Annotated in this window: 19 protein-coding genes; 10 read left to right on the top strand and 9 right to left on the bottom strand. The window is 56.8% G+C overall.

Annotated elements, in window-relative coordinates:
• The gene (gene dsdX, locus IYV58_RS27120) at positions 1 to 1338 is read right to left on the bottom strand and encodes a D-serine transporter DsdX (protein ID WP_004126868.1); all 1338 of its coding nucleotides are present in this window, start codon (positions 1336 to 1338) and stop codon (positions 1 to 3) included.
• 223 nt (positions 1339 to 1561) lie between these two features.
• Between dsdX and dsdC the strand changes: the two genes are divergently transcribed.
• Positions 1562 to 2491, top strand: a complete 930-nt coding sequence (gene dsdC, locus IYV58_RS27115) for a DNA-binding transcriptional regulator DsdC (protein ID WP_004126866.1) — start codon at positions 1562 to 1564, stop codon at positions 2489 to 2491.
• A 125-nt stretch (positions 2492 to 2616) separates the two neighbouring features.
• Here the strand turns inward: dsdC and emrD are convergent, their stop codons facing one another.
• The 4 genes from emrD to tisB all read right to left on the bottom strand — a co-directional run bounded on the left by emrD (position 2617) and on the right by tisB (position 5626).
• Positions 2617 to 3801 (bottom strand): multidrug efflux MFS transporter EmrD, encoded by a 1185-nt coding sequence (gene emrD, locus IYV58_RS27110; protein ID WP_004126863.1) that lies wholly within the window; start codon positions 3799 to 3801, stop codon positions 2617 to 2619.
• 314 nt (positions 3802 to 4115) lie between these two features.
• Positions 4116 to 4949, bottom strand: a complete 834-nt coding sequence (locus IYV58_RS27105; protein ID WP_004126860.1) for a DMT family transporter — start codon at positions 4947 to 4949, stop codon at positions 4116 to 4118.
• A gap of 70 nt (positions 4950 to 5019) precedes the next feature.
• Positions 5020 to 5466, bottom strand: coding sequence for a GNAT family N-acetyltransferase (locus tag IYV58_RS27100; RefSeq protein ID WP_087828618.1), 447 nt, complete (start codon positions 5464 to 5466; stop codon positions 5020 to 5022).
• A 70-nt stretch (positions 5467 to 5536) separates the two neighbouring features.
• Positions 5537 to 5626, bottom strand: coding sequence for a type I toxin-antitoxin system toxin TisB (gene tisB / locus IYV58_RS27095; RefSeq protein WP_004107126.1), 90 nt, complete (start codon positions 5624 to 5626; stop codon positions 5537 to 5539).
• A gap of 586 nt (positions 5627 to 6212) precedes the next feature.
• Here tisB and ivbL point away from each other — a divergent pair.
• From ivbL to ilvN, 3 genes are all read left to right on the top strand, one after another.
• Positions 6213 to 6308 (top strand): ilvB operon leader peptide IvbL, encoded by a 96-nt coding sequence (gene ivbL / locus IYV58_RS27090; RefSeq protein ID WP_004107123.1) that lies wholly within the window; start codon positions 6213 to 6215, stop codon positions 6306 to 6308.
• Between the two features lie 102 nt (positions 6309 to 6410).
• Positions 6411 to 8099, top strand: a complete 1689-nt coding sequence (gene ilvB, locus IYV58_RS27085) for an acetolactate synthase large subunit (protein ID WP_087828617.1) — start codon at positions 6411 to 6413, stop codon at positions 8097 to 8099.
• 3 nt (positions 8100 to 8102) lie between these two features.
• Positions 8103 to 8393 (top strand): acetolactate synthase small subunit, encoded by a 291-nt coding sequence (gene ilvN / locus IYV58_RS27080; protein WP_004107116.1) that lies wholly within the window; start codon positions 8103 to 8105, stop codon positions 8391 to 8393.
• A 51-nt stretch (positions 8394 to 8444) separates the two neighbouring features.
• On the opposite strand, the gene IYV58_RS27075 is transcribed toward ilvN, so the two are convergent.
• Entirely contained in the window at positions 8445 to 9317 is an 873-nt protein-coding gene (locus IYV58_RS27075; RefSeq protein WP_049113099.1) for a DUF6708 domain-containing protein, read from the bottom strand.
• A 327-nt stretch (positions 9318 to 9644) separates the two neighbouring features.
• On the opposite strand from IYV58_RS27075, the gene uhpA reads away from it, so the two are divergent.
• The 5 genes from uhpA (at position 9645) to IYV58_RS27050 (ending at position 15233) form a co-directional block, all read left to right on the top strand.
• A complete protein-coding gene (gene uhpA / locus IYV58_RS27070; protein ID WP_004126848.1) occupies positions 9645 to 10238 on the top strand; it encodes a transcriptional regulator UhpA in 594 nt (197 codons plus the stop codon).
• 17 nt (positions 10239 to 10255) lie between these two features.
• On the top strand, positions 10256 to 11737 hold the full coding sequence (gene uhpB / locus IYV58_RS27065) for a signal transduction histidine-protein kinase/phosphatase UhpB (RefSeq protein ID WP_162626104.1): 1482 nt from the start codon (positions 10256 to 10258) through the stop codon (positions 11735 to 11737).
• A 9-nt stretch (positions 11738 to 11746) separates the two neighbouring features.
• Positions 11747 to 13066: an MFS transporter gene (locus IYV58_RS27060; RefSeq protein ID WP_004126845.1), complete on the top strand. Its 1320-nt coding sequence runs from the start codon at positions 11747 to 11749 to the stop codon at positions 13064 to 13066.
• Positions 13067 to 13211: 145 nt separating this feature from the next.
• Positions 13212 to 14603 carry a hexose-6-phosphate:phosphate antiporter gene (gene uhpT / locus IYV58_RS27055; RefSeq protein WP_004126843.1) on the top strand — a complete coding sequence of 464 codons (1392 nt, stop codon included), beginning with the start codon at positions 13212 to 13214 and terminating at the stop codon, positions 14601 to 14603.
• 177 nt (positions 14604 to 14780) lie between these two features.
• Positions 14781 to 15233: a DUF1198 domain-containing protein gene (locus IYV58_RS27050; protein ID WP_004126841.1), complete on the top strand. Its 453-nt coding sequence runs from the start codon at positions 14781 to 14783 to the stop codon at positions 15231 to 15233.
• An 82-nt stretch (positions 15234 to 15315) separates the two neighbouring features.
• Here IYV58_RS27050 and IYV58_RS27045 read toward each other — a convergent pair whose 3' ends face one another.
• Positions 15316 to 15639, bottom strand: coding sequence for a helix-turn-helix domain-containing protein (locus IYV58_RS27045; RefSeq protein WP_004126838.1), 324 nt, complete (start codon positions 15637 to 15639; stop codon positions 15316 to 15318).
• Positions 15623 to 15982, bottom strand: a complete 360-nt coding sequence (locus IYV58_RS27040) for a type II toxin-antitoxin system RelE/ParE family toxin (protein WP_004126836.1) — start codon at positions 15980 to 15982, stop codon at positions 15623 to 15625. The genes IYV58_RS27045 and IYV58_RS27040 overlap by 17 nt, the downstream gene beginning before the upstream one ends.
• Before the next feature lie 213 nt (positions 15983 to 16195).
• Between IYV58_RS27040 and nepI the strand changes: the two genes are divergently transcribed.
• The gene (gene nepI / locus IYV58_RS27035) at positions 16196 to 17377 is read left to right on the top strand and encodes a purine ribonucleoside efflux pump NepI (protein WP_004126834.1); all 1182 of its coding nucleotides are present in this window, start codon (positions 16196 to 16198) and stop codon (positions 17375 to 17377) included.
• A 120-nt stretch (positions 17378 to 17497) separates the two neighbouring features.
• Here nepI and IYV58_RS27030 read toward each other — a convergent pair whose 3' ends face one another.
• Positions 17498 to 18877: a carbohydrate porin gene (locus IYV58_RS27030; protein WP_142471540.1), complete on the bottom strand. Its 1380-nt coding sequence runs from the start codon at positions 18875 to 18877 to the stop codon at positions 17498 to 17500.
• Positions 18878 to 18916: the final 39 nt, after the last annotated feature.

The following is an 18916-nucleotide window of genomic DNA, read 5'->3' as shown; positions in this document are numbered from 1 at the left end:
TCAGATGATGAAAGAAAGCAGGAATGTACCGGCCAGTGCAAGCAGCGAAGCGATAAAGGTCGCGGTGGTATAGTATTTGAACGTCTCGTTGAGGCTTGCGCCGCAGTACTGTTTAACCAGCCAGAACAGGGAATCCGTTACGATAGTGCAGCCAATCGCGCCGGAGCCGATGGCGATAGCGATGATTTCCGGGCTCACGCCGGGATAGAGCGGCAGCATCGGCGCGACGATGGCGGTTGCGCCCATCATGGCGACGGTGGCGGAACCGACCGCGGCGTGCAGAATCAGCGCCACCAGCCAGGCCAGCAGAATCGGGTGCATATCGAGGTTCGACAGAATCACCGCCAGCGTATCGGCCAGGCCGCTGGTTTTCAGGATGGCGTTGAAGGCCCCGCCAGCGCCGATAATCAGCAGAATGTTGGCAATTGAACCGAAGCAGTTTTCCGTATGCGTCAGCAGGGTACTCATCCCCATATCCTGGCGGATACCCAGCACGTAGTAGGCCACGAAAACGGCGATAAACATGGCGGTGATCGGGTTGCCGATAAACTCCAGCAGCATATACAGCGTGCCGCCTTTGGTCATATTCAGTTCGGCGATGGTTTTGACCAGCATCAGGCCGATCGGCAGCAGCACCGTAAACAGGGTTGCGCCAAGCGACGGCAGGGTCTCTTCTTTGCGCACTTCGAGATTGGCAAATTCAGCCGGAACCGCTTTAAACGGCAGGCGGTTGCCGAGCAGCCGTAGGAACAGCGGGCCGCCGACCAGCGAAGCCAGCAGGCCCACCAGCAGACCGTATACGATCACCGTCCCGATATCCGCGCCCAGCTTGTTCGCGACAAACAGCGCCGCCGGATGCGGCGGCACCACGCAGTGCACCGCCATCAGCGCCGTACACAGCGGAATGGCCAGCTTGAGCAGCGACGTGTTGGTCTTCTTGGCAATGGAAAACGCCAGCGGGATCAGCAGCACCACGCCCACTTCAACGAATAGGGTGATCCCGCAAATCAGGCCCACCAGCACCATAATAACGTCGGCGGACAGCCAGCGGCAGCGCTGGAGCGTCAGGCCAATACGTTCCGCTGCGCCGGAGACCTCCATCATTTTGCCGAGAATCGTCCCCAGCCCAATCACCGCCGCCAGGAAGCCCAGCGTACCGCCAATCCCGCTCTCTATGGCGTTAACCATATCCAGCGGGCTCATTCCCATCATGGCGCCGACGAAAAAGCTGGCCAGCAGTAGCGCCAGAAACGGGTGAAACTTTAGTTTGACGATAGTTAACACAATCAACACGATGCTAATCAGTAGCGTGCTCACAACCCAGATCTGAGATTCCATACCCCACCTCGCCTGTGAATAATCTACGGGTATTGAACAGAAAAACGGCACGCGCTGACAAACGATATAAACGGCTCTTCAGGTGAATCAGATTGAATCAAAAAGGTGATTTCGCTCTAATATTGCATGTTTATTGTGCTATGAATCACTTTTTTTCATCTTTAAGCGGTTAGCAGGGCGATAATTTTCTTACACTCGGCGGGGAAAATTAAAGGAGTAGGTGATGGAGACGCTAAAAGATCTGGGTAACAGGCTACTCAACGGCTGGCAGCTTTCGAAGCTGTATACTTTTGAAGTCGCCGCCCGCCATGAGTCGTTCGCCCTGGCGGCGGAGGAACTATCGCTGACGCCTAGCGCGGTGAGCCACCGTATCAATCAGCTTGAAGAAGAGCTGGGGATCCAGCTGTTTGTGCGCTCGCACCGCAAGGTGGAGCTGACGCATGAGGGCAAACGGGTGTTCTGGGCGCTGAAGTCCTCGCTGGACAGCCTGAACCAGGAGATTCTGGATATTAAAAACCAGGAGCTGTCGGGAACGTTAACGGTCTATTCGCGTCCGTCCATCGCCCAGTGCTGGCTGGTGCCCGCGCTCGGCGATTTTACCCGCCGCTATCCCTCGATCTCGCTTACCGTGCTGACCGGCAACGATAACGTCAACATGCAGCGTGCGGGCATCGACCTGGCGATCTACTTTGATGACGCGCCTTCCTCACAGCTTAGCCATCATTTTTTGATGGATGAGGCTATCGTGCCGGTTTGCACGGCGGAATACGCGCGCCAGCATCATCTGCGGCAGAATCCCGGCAACCTTCGTCACTGCACGCTGCTGCACGATCGTCAGGCCTGGAGCAACGATTCCGGTACCGACGAGTGGTTCAGTTGGGCGCAGAAATTTAGCATCGATTTGCCGCAATCGTCAGGAATTGGCTTCGATCGTTCGGATTTGGCGGTCATTGCGGCGATGAACCACGTCGGCGTGGCGATGGGGCGTAAGCGGCTGGTGCAAAAGCGCCTGGAGAGCGGCGAGCTGATCGCGCCGTTCGGCGAGATGACCCTGAAGTGCCATCAGCACTATTACGTAACGACCCTGCCGGGTCGTCAATGGCCGAAAATCGATGCCTTTATCAACTGGCTGCAGAGTCAGGCACAATTATGATGACCGGCTTAGTTTCATCCCGGCTTGCGCTGCGCTTAGCCGGGCTACGGGTTCATCGGCGTCCGTCATTTTGTAGCCCGGGTAAGACGCGCCGCGTCACGACCCGGGGAACCCGCAATGAAGCCTTAAACCGGCTGCTGGTGTTGATGAAAGCGCGACGCCAGCGGCAGCCAGCACAGCAGAATCAGTAACCCCATCAGCATCATCAGCAGGCCAAGACTACCCTGTCCTGTTTGCGGCATCATCGCCGACAGCCACGCCAGCACGCCGGAACCGATATTCTGCAGCCCACCCACCAGTGCCCCGGCGGTGCCGGCGAGGAACGGGAAGGGCTCCATCGCGCCGCTGGTCGCCAGCGGGAACAGCATCCCGGCGCCAAAAAAGAACAGCGCGGCAGGAGCCAGTAGGGTCCAGACGGTCATCACGCCAAGCAGGCCAGGGATCCACATCAGCACGCCCGCCAGCAGGCAGCAAATCACCGATTGCCACATCAGCGTCGGAAAGCGTTTGTTCGGCCGTCCGGCAAACCAGGCGCCGAAGAACGCCGCCGGGATCGGTAGAATAAACAGAATGCTGACCGACATGCTGCTCAGACCCAGCACTGCGCCCATCAGCACGCCGGAACAGGCTTCGAATACGGCAATGCCCGCCAGGCCGCCGATCAGCATCAATAGATAGCAGTTGAACGCGCCGGTACTGAACAGCGTTTTATAGTTGGTAATGAGCCGGGTACGCGGCGCGCCGGTGGGCCGGGTTTCCGGCATCCAGCGCGCCATGCTGAGGGTGACGCCGGCGCAAAGCACCAGCAGGAACACGAAGCAGGCCCGCCAGTTCCATAGAGTATCGAGAATACCGCCAATCAGCGGAGCTAGCAGCGGGCTGACCAGAATCCCCATATTCAGCAGACTATTGGCATGCCTGAGTTGCGCGCCTTCATACAAATCGCGCGGCAGGGTGCGCGCCATGACGCCGCCGACGCCGGTGCCCATTCCCTGCATCGCACTGGCGGCAATCAGCACCGGCAGGCTATGGGTGGTGATGGCAACCAGCGTCGCCAGCATAAAAATAGACATCCCAACGAGAATCACCGGGCGGCGGCCAACGCGATCGGAGAGCGGGCCGTAGAAAAGCTGTGAGACGCCGTAGGTCAGTAGATAAGCGGCCATCACGCTCTGCACCGCGCCTTCGCGAACGTTTAGCGATACCGCCATATCGGCAATCGCCGGAATATAAATGGTCTGCGCCATCTGGCCTACGGCCACCAGCAGTACCAGCATCAACAACAAATTGAAGTTCTTATGGCGTTTCATGTCGATGAATACTTTGTATAAAGTTGAGTATAGAGAATATGTGACTGGCACATCCGCAAAACGATGGAGGAATCTACCACATAATAATGACAGGACAACCACGTGACGGTGATTGTGGGAGGATTTTCAGGCAGGTTTTGTAAACAACAATCGGCAACTAATGTTGCCATGTATATACCCGTCATACTTCAAGTTGCAGATGCGTTGGCTGCGGATTACTCGGCCTAAGGCCTCGCCCCTTACGGGGCCAGCGCAAGCGCTGTTCAAAACGGTTAACCGTTTTGTCCTGCAACTCGAATTATTTAGGGTATAGATTAAGACAGCCGCAGCAAAATCGCCCCAGCGGCGATACCGCAGGCGGCAACGATACGCAATGGAACCATTTTCTCTTTCAACAGGATAAACGCGATAACCGCGCCGAAAAGAATCGAAGTTTCGCGCAGGGCGGCAACCACAGCCAGCGGCGCCTGAGTCATTGCCCACAGCGCCAGACCATAGGAGCCCATGGTGCCGACGCCACCCACCATGCCTTTCTTCCAGTGCTGGCGCAGATAGCGACTGGCCTGCGGGCGTCGGGCAATCATCGCCCAGCCCAGCAGGCAGAAGCCGTTCATAAAAAAGGTCCACAGGGTATAGCCCAGCGCGGTTTCTGAAAGCCGTACCCCGGTCCCGTCAACCAGCGTGTAGCCGGCAATGAAGCAGGCGTTGATTAGCGCCAGTACGATACCCTGGCTTGAACTGGCGCGGCCGTTAAAAGCCATCGCCAGAATCGCCAGGCAGATGACGCCGATGCCCAGCCATGCCAGCGGGGAGAGATGGTCGCCAAGGAAGATGACGCTGATTATCGCCACCAGTAGCGGCGCGGTCCCGCGCATCAGCGGATAGGTCTGGCTCATATCCGAGACCTGATAGGTTTTTGCCACCAGCACCGTATACACCACCTGCAGCGCGCAGGAGACGGCAAGAAACGGCACGCTGGCCAGCGTCGGCTGGGGGGAAAAGGGGAGCATAACCAGCGCGATGAGCGACGCTGAGCCGCTAACGCCGACCGCCGCGTACAGTTTATCACCGCTGGCTTTTACGATAGCGTTCCAGCTGGCGTGAAGCAGGGCGGCAAACAGCAAAATAGAGAATACGGTAATGGTCATTACGGCCTGGCGCTGAGGAAAAAATCGTCACTGGACTGTAACATGCGCGCTTGTCGTCAGCCAGCTGCGGCTAGAGCGAACAAAACAGGCGATGGGTGACCCGCGGTTCATCATGCACCGGGCGAAACCCCAGATTTTCATAAAACGACCAGGCAGTTGACGGCGCATGGGTGTTGAGAAAATCAAAGCTGGCGCCGGAGTGGGTGATAACCGAGACCAGCAGCTGATGCCCGATCCCCTGTCGACGGTGGCTTTCACCGATGTATAAATGGCGGATTCGCCCGGCCCGCACCTGCTGGCTAAAAGGGTCGATATTCAGTCCGCAAACGCCGACCAGCTGCCCATGCGCAAAGGCCCCCAGCAGCTTTTCTCCCGGTGCGTCAAAGCGGTTTTTCCCACTCTGCCAGTTCTCAGCCAGGCGGCCAAGCATATTCAGATTTTGCGCCAGGCTTTCGGCGCGCAACGCCGAAAAACCGGGTTCGTCCGGGGTGATGGCGGCAATCAACAAGGGGGCCATAATTTTCTCCGTCAGGTTAGCCTGTAGAGGGGCGGTTTCCCGCCCCTCCCAGGTGCGACTTGAACCTGAATCAGCGGAACTGTTTCAGGACTGCATCAAGTAGTTGCAACACGGCAACCATGAGTTTCAGGATGAGAACAACGATATCCACTCCGCCCATACGCGTCTCCTCTGGTTCAGGAGCACAACCGGCTGGCGTACCTTTCCGCCGCCTGTTGCCAGCCAGGGTATACCCGTCATATTCAGACGCCACCTGCCGGTGGCGGACTCAATAATTCGGGGTATTTGTTGACGTAACACAGTGTGCTCTTCTGGGGTTAAGGCGCTGACGGCACCACCCGTTTCAGCCAGGACTTTTTTTTGCGCCGGTAAAAGTGCGGCCCCAGATTCACCCTGCGTACCCCCTCAGTATAGAATGAATACTGTATGTATGAACAGTATTTTTTGGACAAATTTGCCTACGCGATCCATACTCTACATCAGCAAAAACCGTCGTGAAAATTGCGCCTTCTTCGCCGATCGCGTATACTTTTTTCGTTGACGTAATACAGTGTGCTTGCGGCTACCAACCGTAAAAACACCGAGCAAAAAACCTCGCCGCGGCGGGGTTTTTGTTTTTCATCTCTCCTCCGCAAATTAATGTGATCTTCCGCGCAGTTTTCCCTGGTTGAAAATAAATCCATTGTGAAATGACAAAAGCTGTGTTTGTATAAATTCATTCCCTTTTTTGAGACAACAGGTCCCTAATGAACGCTACCACGCTGACTTCGACCCTACTACTAACCGCGCCTGCCGCGGTGGTCGTCGTGTCTGTGGTGGTCGTCGTCGGCAACGCGCCGTAGGGTCCGGAACAACACGAATTCCAAACCCCGCCGGCGCAAACCGAGCGGGGTTTTTCGTTTCATGCCCCTCGGTAAGTCGGCTCAGAATAAAAGGACTGGAGCATGGCAAGTTCGGGCACAACATCAGAAAAAATGCGCTTCACTGGCGCGCAGTTAGTCGTTCATTTACTGGAGCGTCAGGGGATCACCACGGTCAGCGGCATTCCGGGCGGCTCCATCCTTCCCATTTACGATGCGTTAAGCCAAAGCACGCAGATCCGCCATATTCTGGCGCGTCACGAGCAGGGGGCGGGATTCATCGCCCAGGGCATGGCGCGTACCGAAGGCAAACCCGCCGTGTGTATGGCCTGTAGCGGCCCGGGAGCCACTAACTTGATCACCGCTATCGCCGACGCCCGTCTGGATTCGATTCCGCTGGTGTGCATTACCGGCCAGGTTCCGGCCTCAATGATCGGCACCGACGCTTTCCAGGAAGTCGACACCTACGGTATCTCTATCCCCATCACCAAACATAACTATCTGGTCCGCAACATTGCTGAGCTGCCGCAGGTGATAAGCGACGCGTTTCGCATCGCGCAGTCCGGGCGACCAGGGCCGGTGTGGATAGATATTCCTAAGGATGTTCAGGCGGCGACCATTGAGCTCGACGCCCTGCCGGAACCCGGCGCCCGCATGGCAGCCCCGGAATTCGATAGCGCCAGCGTGCGCGAAGCGGCGGCAATGATTAACGCGGCGCAGCGTCCGGTACTCTATTTGGGTGGTGGGGTCATCAACGCTCCTGAGCAGATTCGCCAGCTGGCGGAGAAAGCTAATCTGCCGACTACCCTGACCTTAATGGCGTTGGGGATGCTGCCGAAAGCGCACCCGCTGTCGCTGGGCATGCTGGGGATGCACGGTGCGCGCAGTACCAACTTTATTCTTCAAGAGGCTGATTTACTGATTGTTTTAGGTGCTCGTTTTGATGACCGGGCGATTGGTAAAACCGAGCAGTTCTGCCCGAACGCGAAAATTATCCACGTTGATATCGACCGCTCAGAGCTGGGTAAAATCAAGCAGCCGCACGTGGCGATTCAGGGCGACGTTGGCGAAGTGCTGGAGCAGCTGATCCCGCAGGTCGAGGCGCAGCCGCGCAGCGCATGGCTGCAGCTGGTGGCAGATTTGCAGCGCGAGTTCCCCAGCACCATTCCGCAGGAGAAAGACCCGCTCTCCCATTACGGCCTGATTAACGCCGTGGCCGCCTGCGTGGATGATGAAGCGATCATCACTACCGACGTTGGCCAGCATCAGATGTGGACCGCTCAGGCTTATCCGCTGAACCGTCCGCGCCAGTGGCTGACCTCCGGCGGGTTGGGTACGATGGGTTTTGGCTTACCTGCCGCGGTGGGTGCGGCGCTGGCGAACCCGCAGCGCAAGGTTATCTGCTTCTCCGGCGACGGCAGCCTGATGATGAATATTCAGGAGATGGCGACGGCGGCGGAAAATCAGCTGGATGTGAAAATCATCTTGATGAATAACGAAGCGCTGGGGCTGGTGCATCAACAGCAAAGCATGTTCTATAAGCAGGGCGTGTTTGCCGCCACCTATCCTGGCATGGTCAACTTTATGCAGATCGCCGCTGGTTTTGGTCTGCAAACCTGTAATTTAAATAACGAAGCCGACCCGCAGGCGGCGCTGCAGGCGATTATCGACCGCCCAGGCCCGGCGCTGATCCACGTGCGTATCGATGCCGAAGAAAAAGTGTATCCAATGGTACCGCCGGGTGCGGCCAATACTGAAATGGTGGGGGAATAAGCCATGCAACAAGCGACTCATGAAAACGTTATTCTACAGCTCACCGTGCGCAACCACCCTGGCGTGATGACCCACGTTTGCGGCCTTTTTGCCCGCCGCGCTTTCAACGTGGAAGGCATTCTTTGTCTGCCGATTCAGGACAGCAACCAGAGCCGCATCTGGCTGCTGGTCAACGACGATCAGCGCCTCGGGCAGATGATTAGCCAGATCGAAAAGCTGGAAGACGTTGAGAAGGTGGTACGCAACCAGTCAGACCCGTCCATGTTCAGCAAAATTGCGGTCTTTTTTGAGTAACTAATTTTTCCGCTGGACATATTCCTGCCGGGAAGAAAATCTGCTCTGGATTTATTCAGAGCAGATTCTTCTGTACTCATCTAAAGAGAACGCTTTCGATTTTTTATCTATATCATCAGGCCACTTTACTTCGCGGCCATAAATGCCAACTTGCGTATTAACGGATGTGTCTAATAACCGATCGTTGAAACTCATATAGTTACAGATCCATAGCCACAGCTTGTAGTTAGGCATTAATAGCGCGTCCGTACCTGCGTCGGTCGATATCAGGTTAAAGGCATCGATCATAGTGGTGCTAATACTGGAGTCATAAACGATACAGCGAATGGTGGAGTATGATGAGTGCTTATTGCGTGAATATATACTGATGGCTTGTATCTGACTCCAGTCATACTCTTTGCATTCAGGTCTTGTTCTCTTATAAAAAGGGTAATACCACCAGAAAGTATAAGTTAATTTATAAGTAATACTATACATAACGTGATCGTAAACATAAACCTTGCCTGTTTTCCGATTAAAACGAACGGGATAGTGACGAGGGGCGAAGATAAAGTAATTTACGACGGCTGCGAAAACAAAAGTCATAAAAAATATAATAACAACTGCGAAATGCATTAAAAGTTGATCGTCTGCTCTGGACTGCCAGGTTTCAACATATCGCGCATAATTAAATATCGCATCATAGAAAAAAAATAAAACAGCACCAAAGCATAAAATAGCAACAGGTAAGAAAAGCACCACGCCCAGGATGTTCATCCCATAAAATGAAGTGTAGTTACGCGTAATCTCACAGTAGTTATCATTGATATAAGCCAATTTACCGCTATGCGACAGCTTATCCGTTTTGCTCTGTGTTGTTTTATTTAGCTTATTGAGCTGGTGCTCATCGATCGTTTGCTTTGCTAAGTGAGGCCGTTGCTGCATATATTTTTCCTTGCTGATATCAAAGAGACAATATCACGCTGGTTACTCTCTGTACATAATGGCCGCATGGCATTCTGCCTGTCATAATATATAAATCATTCTCGGCATGAATAATTTATAGCGTTACACTGCGATTACTCAAATAAGACAAAAATTTTAAATTGTTCGTCTGCAGTCAAAGGGCTTACCGACTGTCCAGCCCATTGCGTAACTGCTTACTACCCTGTTCAGCAAAATCGCGGTGTTGTTCGAATAATCGCTCGAGGCTTGAACCACTGCGCGCTTATCGTTAAGGTAAGCGCGTTTTTTAACCCGCCAGGAATCGCCATGACCACAATCGCCCTTATTGACGATCACCTTATCGTCCGATCCGGCTTTGCCCAACTGCTGGGGCTGGAAGCCGATTTTCAGGTCGTCGCCGAATTCGGTTCCGGGCGCGAGGCGCTGGCGGGGCTGCCCGGTCGCGGCGTGCAGGTCTGCATCTGCGATATCTCGATGCCGGATATCTCCGGGCTTGAATTATTAAACCAGCTGCCGAAAGGGATGGCGATCGTCATGCTGTCGGTGCATGACAGCCCGGCGCTGGTGGAGCAGGCGCTGAACGCAGGGGCGCGCGGTTTTCTCTCTAAGCGCTGCAGCCCGGATGAGCTGATCGCTGCCGTGCGCACCGTGGCGGCTGGCGGCTGTTATCTGACGCCGGATATCGCCATGAAGCTGGCGGCCGGACGACGGGACCCGCTGACCAGGCGCGAACGCGAGGTGGCGGAAAAGCTGGCGCAGGGGATGGCGGTAAAAGAGATTGCCGCCGAGCTGGGCTTGTCGCCGAAAACCGTCCACGTTCATCGCGCCAACCTGCTCGAAAAGCTGGGCGTCAGCAACGACGTCGAGCTGGCGCGCCGCATGTTCGATAGCTGGCAATGAAAGCCTTTTTCTCGCGGCTGCTCTCGGTCGTCGGCTGTTGCTTTATCTTTTCCGCCGCGTGGTTTTGCCTGTGGAGCATCAGCCTGCACCTGGTGGAGCGCCCCGACCTTGCGGTGTTGCTTTTCCCCTTTGGCCTGCGGCTTGGCCTGATGCTGCAGTGCCCGCGCGGCTACTGGCCGGTTCTGCTGGGCGCGGAGTGGCTGCTGATCCTCTGGCTGGCGCAGGAAGTGGCGCTGGCGCACCCGATAATATTGATGACTGGAAGCCTGTTGACTCTGCTGCCGGTGGCGCTGATATCGCGCTATCGTCATCAGCGTGACTGGCTGACGTTGTTGCGCCAGGGCGCAGCGCTGATTGCCGCCGCGCTGCTGCAATCGCTACCCTGGCTGGCGGAAGGTAAAGAGGGGCTGAATGCGCTGCTGCTGACTCTGACCGGCGGCCTGACGCTGGCGCCCACCTGTCTGGTTATCTGGCACTACCTTACCAGCACCGTCTGGCGGCCGCTGGGGCCATCGCTGGTCTCGCAGCCGGTGAACTGGCGCGGGCGGCATCTTATCTGGTACCTGCTGCTGTTCAGCGTCAGCCTCTGGCTCCAACTGGGGCTGCCCGCCGAGCTCTCACGATTTACGCCCTTCTGCCTGGCGCTGCCGATTATCGCTCTGGCCTGGCATTACGGCTGGCAGGGGGCGCTGATCGCGACCCTGATGAACGCCATCGCGCTGATTGCCAGCCAGACCTGGCACGATCATCCGGTGGATTTACTGCTTTCGCTGCTGGCGCAAAGCTTGACCGGCCTGCTGCTGGGCGCCGGAATACAGCGGCTGCGCGAGCTGAATCAATCGCTGCAAAAGGAGCTGGTGCGTAACCAGCGGCTGGCGGAGCGCCTGCTGGAAACCGAGGAGAGCGTGCGCCGCGAGGTGGCCCGCGAGCTGCACGATGATATCGGGCAGACCATCACCGCAATTCGTACCCAGGCGGGGATCGTTCAGCGGCTGGCGCCCAACAGCGCCAGCGTCAGGCAGAGCGGTCAGCTGATTGAGCAGCTCTCGCTCGGCGTCTACGATTCCGTGCGCCGTCTGCTGGGGCGCTTGCGTCCACGCCAGCTGGACGACCTGACGCTTGAACAGGCGGTACGTTCGCTGATGCGCGAAATGGAGCTGGAGGATCGCGGTATGGTCAGCCATCTGGCGTGGCGTATCGATGAGTCGCTGCTGAGCGAAAACCAGCGCGTCACCCTGTTCCGCGTCTGCCAGGAGGGGCTGAATAATATCGTCAAACATGCCAGCGCCAGCGCCGTCACGCTGCAAGGCTGGCAGCAGGAGCAGCGGCTGATGCTGGTGATCGAGGACGACGGCTGCGGCCTGCCGCCGGGCTCCGGTCAGCAGGGCTTTGGCCTCACCGGCATGCGCGAGCGCGTCACCGCCCTGGGCGGCACCCTGACCATCTCCTGCACCCACGGCACTCGCGTTTGCGTCAGCCTGCCGCTGCGTTACGCCTGAGGAACGATAATGTTTGCCTTTTTAAAATCCCCGCCCGATGCTCCGCCGATTACCGACAAACAGGCGCTGGACGAGCGCTACCGCTACTGGCGTCGGCATATTCTGCTGACCATCTGGCTGGGCTATGCGCTGTTTTACTTCACCCGTAAAAGCTTTAACGCCGCGGTGCCGGAAATTCTCGCCAGCAACGTTTTGACCCGCAGCGATATCGGTCTGCTGGCGACGCTGTTCTACATCACCTATGGGCTATCGAAATTTTTCTCCGGTATCGTCAGCGATCGCTCTAACGCCCGCTATTTTATGGGCATCGGCCTGGTCGCTACCGGCGTGGTGAATATTCTGTTTGGCTTTTCCACTTCCCTGTGGGCCTTCGCGCTGCTGTGGGCGCTGAACGCCTTCTTCCAGGGATGGGGTTCGCCGGTATGCGCCCGCCTGCTGACGGCCTGGTATTCGCGTACCGAGCGCGGCGGCTGGTGGGCGCTATGGAACACGGCGCATAACGTCGGCGGGGCGCTGATTCCGATGGTGGTTGGCGCGGCGGCGCTGCACTACGGCTGGCGAACGGGGATGATGATTGCCGGGATGCTGGCGATCCTCGCCGGGCTGTTTCTCTGCTGGCGGCTGCGCGACCGGCCGCAGGCGGTCGGCCTGCCCGCAGTGGGCGACTGGCGGCACGATGAGCTGGAGATTGCTCAGCAGCAGGAGGGCGCTGGCCTGACTCGCAAAGAGATCCTCACCAAATACGTGCTGCTGAATCCCTATATCTGGCTGCTCTCGCTGTGCTACGTGTTGGTATACGTGGTGCGCGCGGCAATTAACGATTGGGGCAACCTGTACATGTCGGAAACGCTCGGCGTCGATCTGGTCACGGCGAATTCGGCGGTCACCATGTTCGAAGTGGGCGGTTTTATCGGCGCGCTGGTGGCGGGCTGGGGCTCGGATAAGCTCTTCAACGGCAACCGCGGGCCGATGAACCTGATTTTCGCCGCCGGGATTTTGTTGTCGGTTGGCGGGCTGTGGCTGATGCCGTTCGCCAGCTACGTGATGCAGGCGGCCTGCTTCTTTACCGCCGGCTTTTTCGTTTTTGGCCCGCAGATGCTGATCGGCATGGCGGCGGCGGAGTGCTCGCACAAAGAGGCGGCTGGGGCGGCAACCGGCTTTGTTGGCCTGTTTGCCTATCTTGGCGCATCGCTCTCCGGCTGGCCGCTGGCGCAGGTGATGGAGATCTGGCACTGGAGCGGATTTTTCGTGGTTATTGCCATTGCCGCCGGTATTTCCGCCCTGCTGCTGCTGCCGTTTTTAAACGCCCAGGCGCCGCGAGAAGCGTGACCGACTTCACCTTTCTTCGCCGAATGGCGTAAAACTAAGAAATTTTCCCGGTTTCGCCTGGACGCTGTCTCAGGCGAGTCTCCCGGCTGATTTTTACAATGCCTGCCATTCGCAGGTACTAAATCAGCTCAGGAGTCACCCAATCATGCTGGCCTTCTTAAACCAGGTGCGCAAGCCAACCCTGGACCTGCCGCTCGAAGCGCGGCGCAAAATGTGGTTCAAACCGTTCATGCAGTCGTATCTGGTGGTTTTCATCGGCTATCTGACCATGTATCTGATCCGCAAAAACTTTAATATCGCGCAGAACGACATGATCTCTACCTACGGGTTGAGTATGACGCAGCTGGGGATGATCGGCCTCGGCTTTTCTATCACCTACGGCGTGGGGAAAACGCTGGTCTCCTACTACGCAGACGGTAAGAACACCAAGCAGTTTCTGCCGTTTATGCTGATTCTCTCGGCCATCTGTATGCTCGGCTTCAGCGCCAGCATGGGCGCGGGGTCGACCAGCCTGTTCCTGATGATCGCCTTCTACGCTCTGAGCGGCTTCTTCCAGAGCACCGGCGGCTCGTGCAGCTATTCGACCATTACCAAGTGGACGCCTCGCCGTAAGCGCGGCACCTTCCTCGGCTTCTGGAATATCTCTCACAACCTCGGCGGCGCCGGCGCGGCGGGCGTGGCGCTGTTTGGCGCCAACTACCTGTTTGACGGCCACGTGATCGGGATGTTTATCTTCCCGTCGATTATTGCGTTAATCGTCGGTTTTATCGGCCTGCGCTTCGGCAGCGACTCCCCGGAATCCTACGGTCTCGGTAACGCCGAAGAGCTGTTTGGCGAAGAGATCAGCGAAGAGGATAAAGAGACGGAAGAGAATGCCATGACCAAATGGCAGATCTTCGTCGAATACGTGCTGAAGAACAAAGTTATCTGGCTGCTGTGCTTCTCCAACATCTTCCTGTACGTGGTACGCATCGGCATCGATCAGTGGTCCACCGTTTACGCTTTCCAGGAGCTGAAGCTCTCCAAAGAGGTGGCGATTCAGGGCTTTACCCTGTTTGAAGTGGGCGCGCTGGTTGGCACGCTGCTGTGGGGATGGCTGTCGGATCTGGCAAACGGACGCCGCGCGCTGGTGGCCTGCGTTGCGCTGGCGCTGATTATCGCCACGCTAGGGGTTTATCAGCATGCCAGCAATCAATACGTTTATCTCGCATCGCTGTTTGCGCTGGGTTTCCTGGTGTTTGGCCCGCAGCTGCTGATCGGCGTCGCCGCGGTAGGCTTCGTGCCGAAAAAAGCGATTGGCGCTGCCGACGGGATCAAGGGCACCTTCGCCTATCTGATCGGCGACAGCTTCGCCAAGCTGGGACTCGGGATGATTGCCGACGGTACGCCAATTTTCGGCCTCACCGGCTGGGCGGGCACCTTTGCGGCGCTGGATGCGGCGGCAATTGGCTGCATCTGCCTGATGGCCATCGTCGCGGTCTTTGAGGAACGTAAAATCCGCCGCCAGAAAAAGACACAAACTTTGCAGACTGCCTGAGTCATTGGGTGTGAGTTACGTTGCCCGGCCTCTGCGCCGGGCTTTTTTATGCCTCTTGCCGGGCGGTTTGATGATAGCGATACGGGGCCGCGATAAGTCACATTATGGTACTTCCGGCAGTCGACAGCGGGCAATTTCCCATTATGATAGTGGGGCTGCGATTGAATGAGAGGATGCATGATCTGGTTAGGACTGGCCACGCTGATAGTGGTATTTGTTGTGGGATTTCGGGTGCTTACCTCTGATTCACGCCGTGCGATTCGCCGTCTGAGCGAACGGTTAGGCATTACGCCGGTACCGCTGGAATCGATGATCGATCAGCTGGGAAAAACCGCCGGCAACGAGTATCTGCGCTACCTGGAGCGGCCGAATGAAGCGCATTTGCAAAATGCCGCGCAGGTGCTGCTGGTCTGGCAGGTCGCTATCGTCGACGGCAGCGAGCAGAACCTGCACTACTGGTATCGGCTGATGAAAAAGTCCCGCCTCGCGGCGCCGATTACCGAAGCGCAAATCCGCCTGGCACAAGGTTTTCTTCGCGAGCTGGAGCCGGAAGTGAGTGAGCTGCACGCTTTGCAGGAGCGCTATAACGCGCTGTTTTTGCCGGAGGATGGCGTCCACTGGCTGCACTGATATCACTTCCCGGTGCACTGTTGGCTTCGTTAAACGTCACGCCGACGAGGCCACCGGTGCAAAAGTCATCGCAACAAAGCCATCATGCCAGTACCTCTAACCCATGTTTTTGCACGATGGTGAGTAATTTCAGTGCCAGCCCACCGGGGCGTTTTGCCCCGCTTTCCCATTTTTGGACCGTGGAAACGCTGGTGTTCAGATAGCGGGCAAAAACCGGCTGACTGACGTTGAGTTGGTCACGTAGAGCCTTAATTTCACCAGGTTGGAAATCGCTTACGCGGCTGATGCATGTTTCATCAAAGCTGCGCATTGTCTCCTGCGCGATCGCATCAACACTGTATAAACCTGCTGCAGCGCTATGGATAGCTTCAAAGGCGGGGCTTTTGAATTTAGTTTTTGCAGTCATGACAAATCTCCACCAATTCTTTTCTCTTAACCAATGCCGCCATTTTCTCCTCGCTGAGAAGGGAATAATGCCTGGCTAACTCACGGAACGCCGCGAGTTCTCGGTTATCGATATTGGCGATATCCTGTTTGGCGTATAAAAATGTGTAAAACCAATGCGCAGCGCCCTTTGCCAGAATAATTGCGCGATCGCGATTTTTATTGAGGCGTTTTTTGTAAACGCCGCCACCAAGGTTATCTGCTTTTCCCAGGAGAGTGGCTTCAATCGCTTTGCAGAGTTCGCCATCATCAATCGCATGGGCCCGGGCTTCCCTGGTAAACCATTTCGTTTTAAAAACACGCATTGGCTGACATCCTGTAACCATAAATATAGCACCAAGTGCTATGTTATTTCTTCCTCTTACTGTTCTGAAATACCTGAGAACGTGATTTTCCGGTTATGCGAGCAGCTACGCAGGAGCTTTGCAAGGCCTGAAAAGTTGTCAAAACGTTAAATTCGTCACATTTAAAATGTTACACTGCGCGGCTTCCCCGTCGTTCAACCATGCAGGTAACTTATGACCCCTTCGAATGCCACTTCGCCCCAGGCTAATCAGTCAGCGCGACCCAACTGGTCGGCTGTTTTTGCGGTGGCCTTCTGCGTTGCCTGCCTGATTACCGTTGAGTTCCTGCCGGTAAGCCTGCTCACGCCGATGGCGCAGGATTTGGGCATCTCCGAAGGCGTTGCCGGGCAGTCGGTTACCACTACGGCGTTCGTGGCGATGTTTGCCAGCCTGTTTATCACCTCAATTATCCGCAGTACCGATCGCCGCTACGTGGTGATCCTGTTTTCGGTTCTGCTGACCCTTTCCTGCCTGTTGGTCTCGTTTGCCAACAGCTTTTCGTTATTGCTGCTGGGCCGCGCGTGCCTTGGTCTGGCGCTGGGCGGCTTTTGGGCGATGTCGGCGTCGCTCACCATGCGGCTGGTGCCGATGCGCGTGGTGCCCAAAGCGCTATCGGTTATTTTCGGCGCGGTATCGATAGCGCTGGTGATCGCCGCGCCGCTGGGCAGCTTCCTTGGCGGTATTATCGGCTGGCGTAACGTCTTTAACGGCGCGGCAGTCATGGGCGTGATCTGTACGATTTGGGTGCTGAAGGCGCTGCCGTCTCTGCCGGGCGAGTCGACCTCGGCGCAGCAAAACATGTTCGGCCTGCTGAAGCGGCCCGGCGTGATGGCCGGGATGTGCGCCATCTTTATGGCCTTCGCTGGCCAGTTTGCTTTCTTTACCTATATCCGCCCGGTGTATATGACGCTGGCGGGCTTTGACGTCGACGGTTTGACGCTGGTACTGCTCAGCTTCGGCATCGCCAGCTTTGTCGGCACCTCGCTCTCCTCAATGCTGCTCAAGCGCTCGGTGAAAGCGGCGCTGGCGATTGCTCCAGTAGTGCTGGCTATCAGCGCCGCGGTGCTGGTGCTGTGGGGAGAGAGTAAAATCGTGGCGTCGACGGTGGCGGTAATCTGGGGCTTTGCCTTCGCGTTGATACCGGTAGGCTGGTCAACGTGGATCACCCGCTCCCTGTCCGATCAGGCGGAAAAAGCCGGGTCGATTCAGGTGGCGGTGATCCAGTTGGCTAACACCTGCGGCGCAGCGGTTGGCGGCGTGGCGCTGGATCACCTCGGTTTGCTCTCGCCGCTGGTCCTCTCCGGTACGTTGATGCTGATTACCGGCCTGCTGGTGGCGACGAAAGTGCGGGTGTAATGGGGCTACGGGTTCACCGCAGCCTGCGGTTAGGTCGCCCGGACAGGCGCGCAGCGCCGCCTCCGGGAATGCGCACCCGGGTCAGGCTCTTACACCGTGACCCCGGGCGATTTCACTCTCTTAGAACCACGCTTCAAACATGCCGCCGACGTTCAGCGAATCCAGCTGTTCGTCTTTGGTGCCGTTGACCTTCGCAGTGCGCTTGTTATCCACCTGGCCGCCGGTCACGTAGAAGCGCAGCATCGGACGGAACTCCGGCCCCATTCCGATGGCGATATTCTGCGACAGCGTCAGCTTCCAGCCGTGGTTATCGCCGCCCTGGTCGTAATCGACGCGCTGGTAGCCCGCTTCCAGCCAGGTGGAGTGCACGTCGTTCCAGAAGTACATCGGACGGACGATGGCGCCGTAGTTTTTGCGGTTATCGGTGTTGTCCTTGCCGTTGTCATAGTCGTGGAAGGCCAGCAGATATTCGATCTGCGCCTGCCGGGTAAATTTATGCAGCCCTTCAAAGCTGGCGTAGATAGCGGTCAGGTCATCGGTTTTGTTGTAGACGCTGTTATCCGAGTTATCGGAGTAGCGCAGGATCACTTTATTGACGCCGCTGTCGTTGGTGTGGCTCAGCACCAGCCCGCCCTGCCAGGCGTCGAGACGCTCGTCGCTGTCCACCGCTTTCGAATCAAAACCGTAGTTGGCGTATACCTCAACGTCGATCGGCCCGGCCTTGATGTTGTGGGTTTTGGTGGTCAGGGCGTAGTGGCCGTTATCGCCGGTACCGGAGCCGCCGGTACAGGTGATGCGCGACGGGTTGGCCTCATCGGCCATCACTTCCGGGCTACAGGACTCCACCTGCGACACCCCCGCCACGTCAAACTGCACGCCGCCGATCTCAAAGTTTTTCACCCCGGCGCCCTGGCCATCGTGGTTCATCCAGAAGTAGTCGTTGATCCCCTGCTGCGGACGCTGATGGAAGTCGCGGCCTGCCCAGATATAAGCGTTGGGGTTAGATTCCAGCACGTTGGTGACGCCGACGTAGGCTTTTTTCAGGTTAACTTCATCGCTCCAGTGGTCAAACATGACGTTGATATCCCAGATCGCGCCTTTATTGCTCTTAAAGGCTTTGGTTATCTGGAATTCGCCGCCGTTACCTTCGTTGCCTAAACGACCGATCGCCGAGGCGCCGTTATAGGAGCCATCCACGCCGACAAACTTCTGATCGCCGGTCTGGAACTGCGCGCCGTAGCGGGCGTAGCCGCTGAACTTGAGGCCGAAGGGGATCGCCATATCCGGCGTGGCCGCGGTGGTCTGCGGGTTGGTAATGACGTCCACTTTTTTATCGGCGGCGGCGTCGATTTTTGCCTGGCGCTCGGCCAGAGCTTTATCGACGGCTTTCGCCACAATGGCGTCGATCTGTTCTTGAGTAAATTCTTGCGCGAATACGGAAATTGGGCACAGCGCGGCGACGACCGCCATGGTTAATGGCAGCATTTTTACAGTTTTCATCATTATCTCGCTTTTAATAATTCATATATTCAGATAATA

The organism is Klebsiella sp. BDA134-6 (genome assembly GCF_015601345.1).
Lineage (GTDB): Bacteria > Pseudomonadota > Gammaproteobacteria > Enterobacterales > Enterobacteriaceae > Klebsiella > Klebsiella grimontii.
This window is presented reverse-complemented; position numbering and strand designations above follow the sequence as displayed.

Excerpts from the sequence above, each read along its gene's own strand:
- dsdX (WP_004126868.1), bottom strand. The coding sequence starts at position 1,338 with ATGGAATCTCAGATCTGGGTTGTGAGCACGCTACTGATTAGCATCGTG.
- dsdC (WP_004126866.1), top strand. The coding sequence starts at position 1,562 with ATGGAGACGCTAAAAGATCTGGGTAACAGGCTACTCAACGGCTGGCAG.
- emrD (WP_004126863.1), bottom strand. The coding sequence starts at position 3,801 with ATGAAACGCCATAAGAACTTCAATTTGTTGTTGATGCTGGTACTGCTG.
- IYV58_RS27105 (WP_004126860.1), bottom strand. The coding sequence starts at position 4,949 with ATGACCATTACCGTATTCTCTATTTTGCTGTTTGCCGCCCTGCTTCAC.
- IYV58_RS27100 (WP_087828618.1), bottom strand. The coding sequence starts at position 5,466 with ATGGCCCCCTTGTTGATTGCCGCCATCACCCCGGACGAACCCGGTTTT.
- tisB (WP_004107126.1), bottom strand. The coding sequence starts at position 5,626 with ATGGGCGGAGTGGATATCGTTGTTCTCATCCTGAAACTCATGGTTGCC.
- ivbL (WP_004107123.1), top strand. The coding sequence starts at position 6,213 with ATGAACGCTACCACGCTGACTTCGACCCTACTACTAACCGCGCCTGCC.
- ilvB (WP_087828617.1), top strand. The coding sequence starts at position 6,411 with ATGGCAAGTTCGGGCACAACATCAGAAAAAATGCGCTTCACTGGCGCG.
- ilvN (WP_004107116.1), top strand. The coding sequence starts at position 8,103 with ATGCAACAAGCGACTCATGAAAACGTTATTCTACAGCTCACCGTGCGC.
- IYV58_RS27075 (WP_049113099.1), bottom strand. The coding sequence starts at position 9,317 with ATGCAGCAACGGCCTCACTTAGCAAAGCAAACGATCGATGAGCACCAG.
- uhpA (WP_004126848.1), top strand. The coding sequence starts at position 9,645 with ATGACCACAATCGCCCTTATTGACGATCACCTTATCGTCCGATCCGGC.
- IYV58_RS27060 (WP_004126845.1), top strand. The coding sequence starts at position 11,747 with ATGTTTGCCTTTTTAAAATCCCCGCCCGATGCTCCGCCGATTACCGAC.
- uhpT (WP_004126843.1), top strand. The coding sequence starts at position 13,212 with ATGCTGGCCTTCTTAAACCAGGTGCGCAAGCCAACCCTGGACCTGCCG.
- IYV58_RS27050 (WP_004126841.1), top strand. The coding sequence starts at position 14,781 with ATGATCTGGTTAGGACTGGCCACGCTGATAGTGGTATTTGTTGTGGGA.
- IYV58_RS27045 (WP_004126838.1), bottom strand. The coding sequence starts at position 15,639 with ATGACTGCAAAAACTAAATTCAAAAGCCCCGCCTTTGAAGCTATCCAT.
- IYV58_RS27040 (WP_004126836.1), bottom strand. The coding sequence starts at position 15,982 with ATGCGTGTTTTTAAAACGAAATGGTTTACCAGGGAAGCCCGGGCCCAT.
- nepI (WP_004126834.1), top strand. The coding sequence starts at position 16,196 with ATGACCCCTTCGAATGCCACTTCGCCCCAGGCTAATCAGTCAGCGCGA.
- IYV58_RS27030 (WP_142471540.1), bottom strand. The coding sequence starts at position 18,877 with ATGAAAACTGTAAAAATGCTGCCATTAACCATGGCGGTCGTCGCCGCG.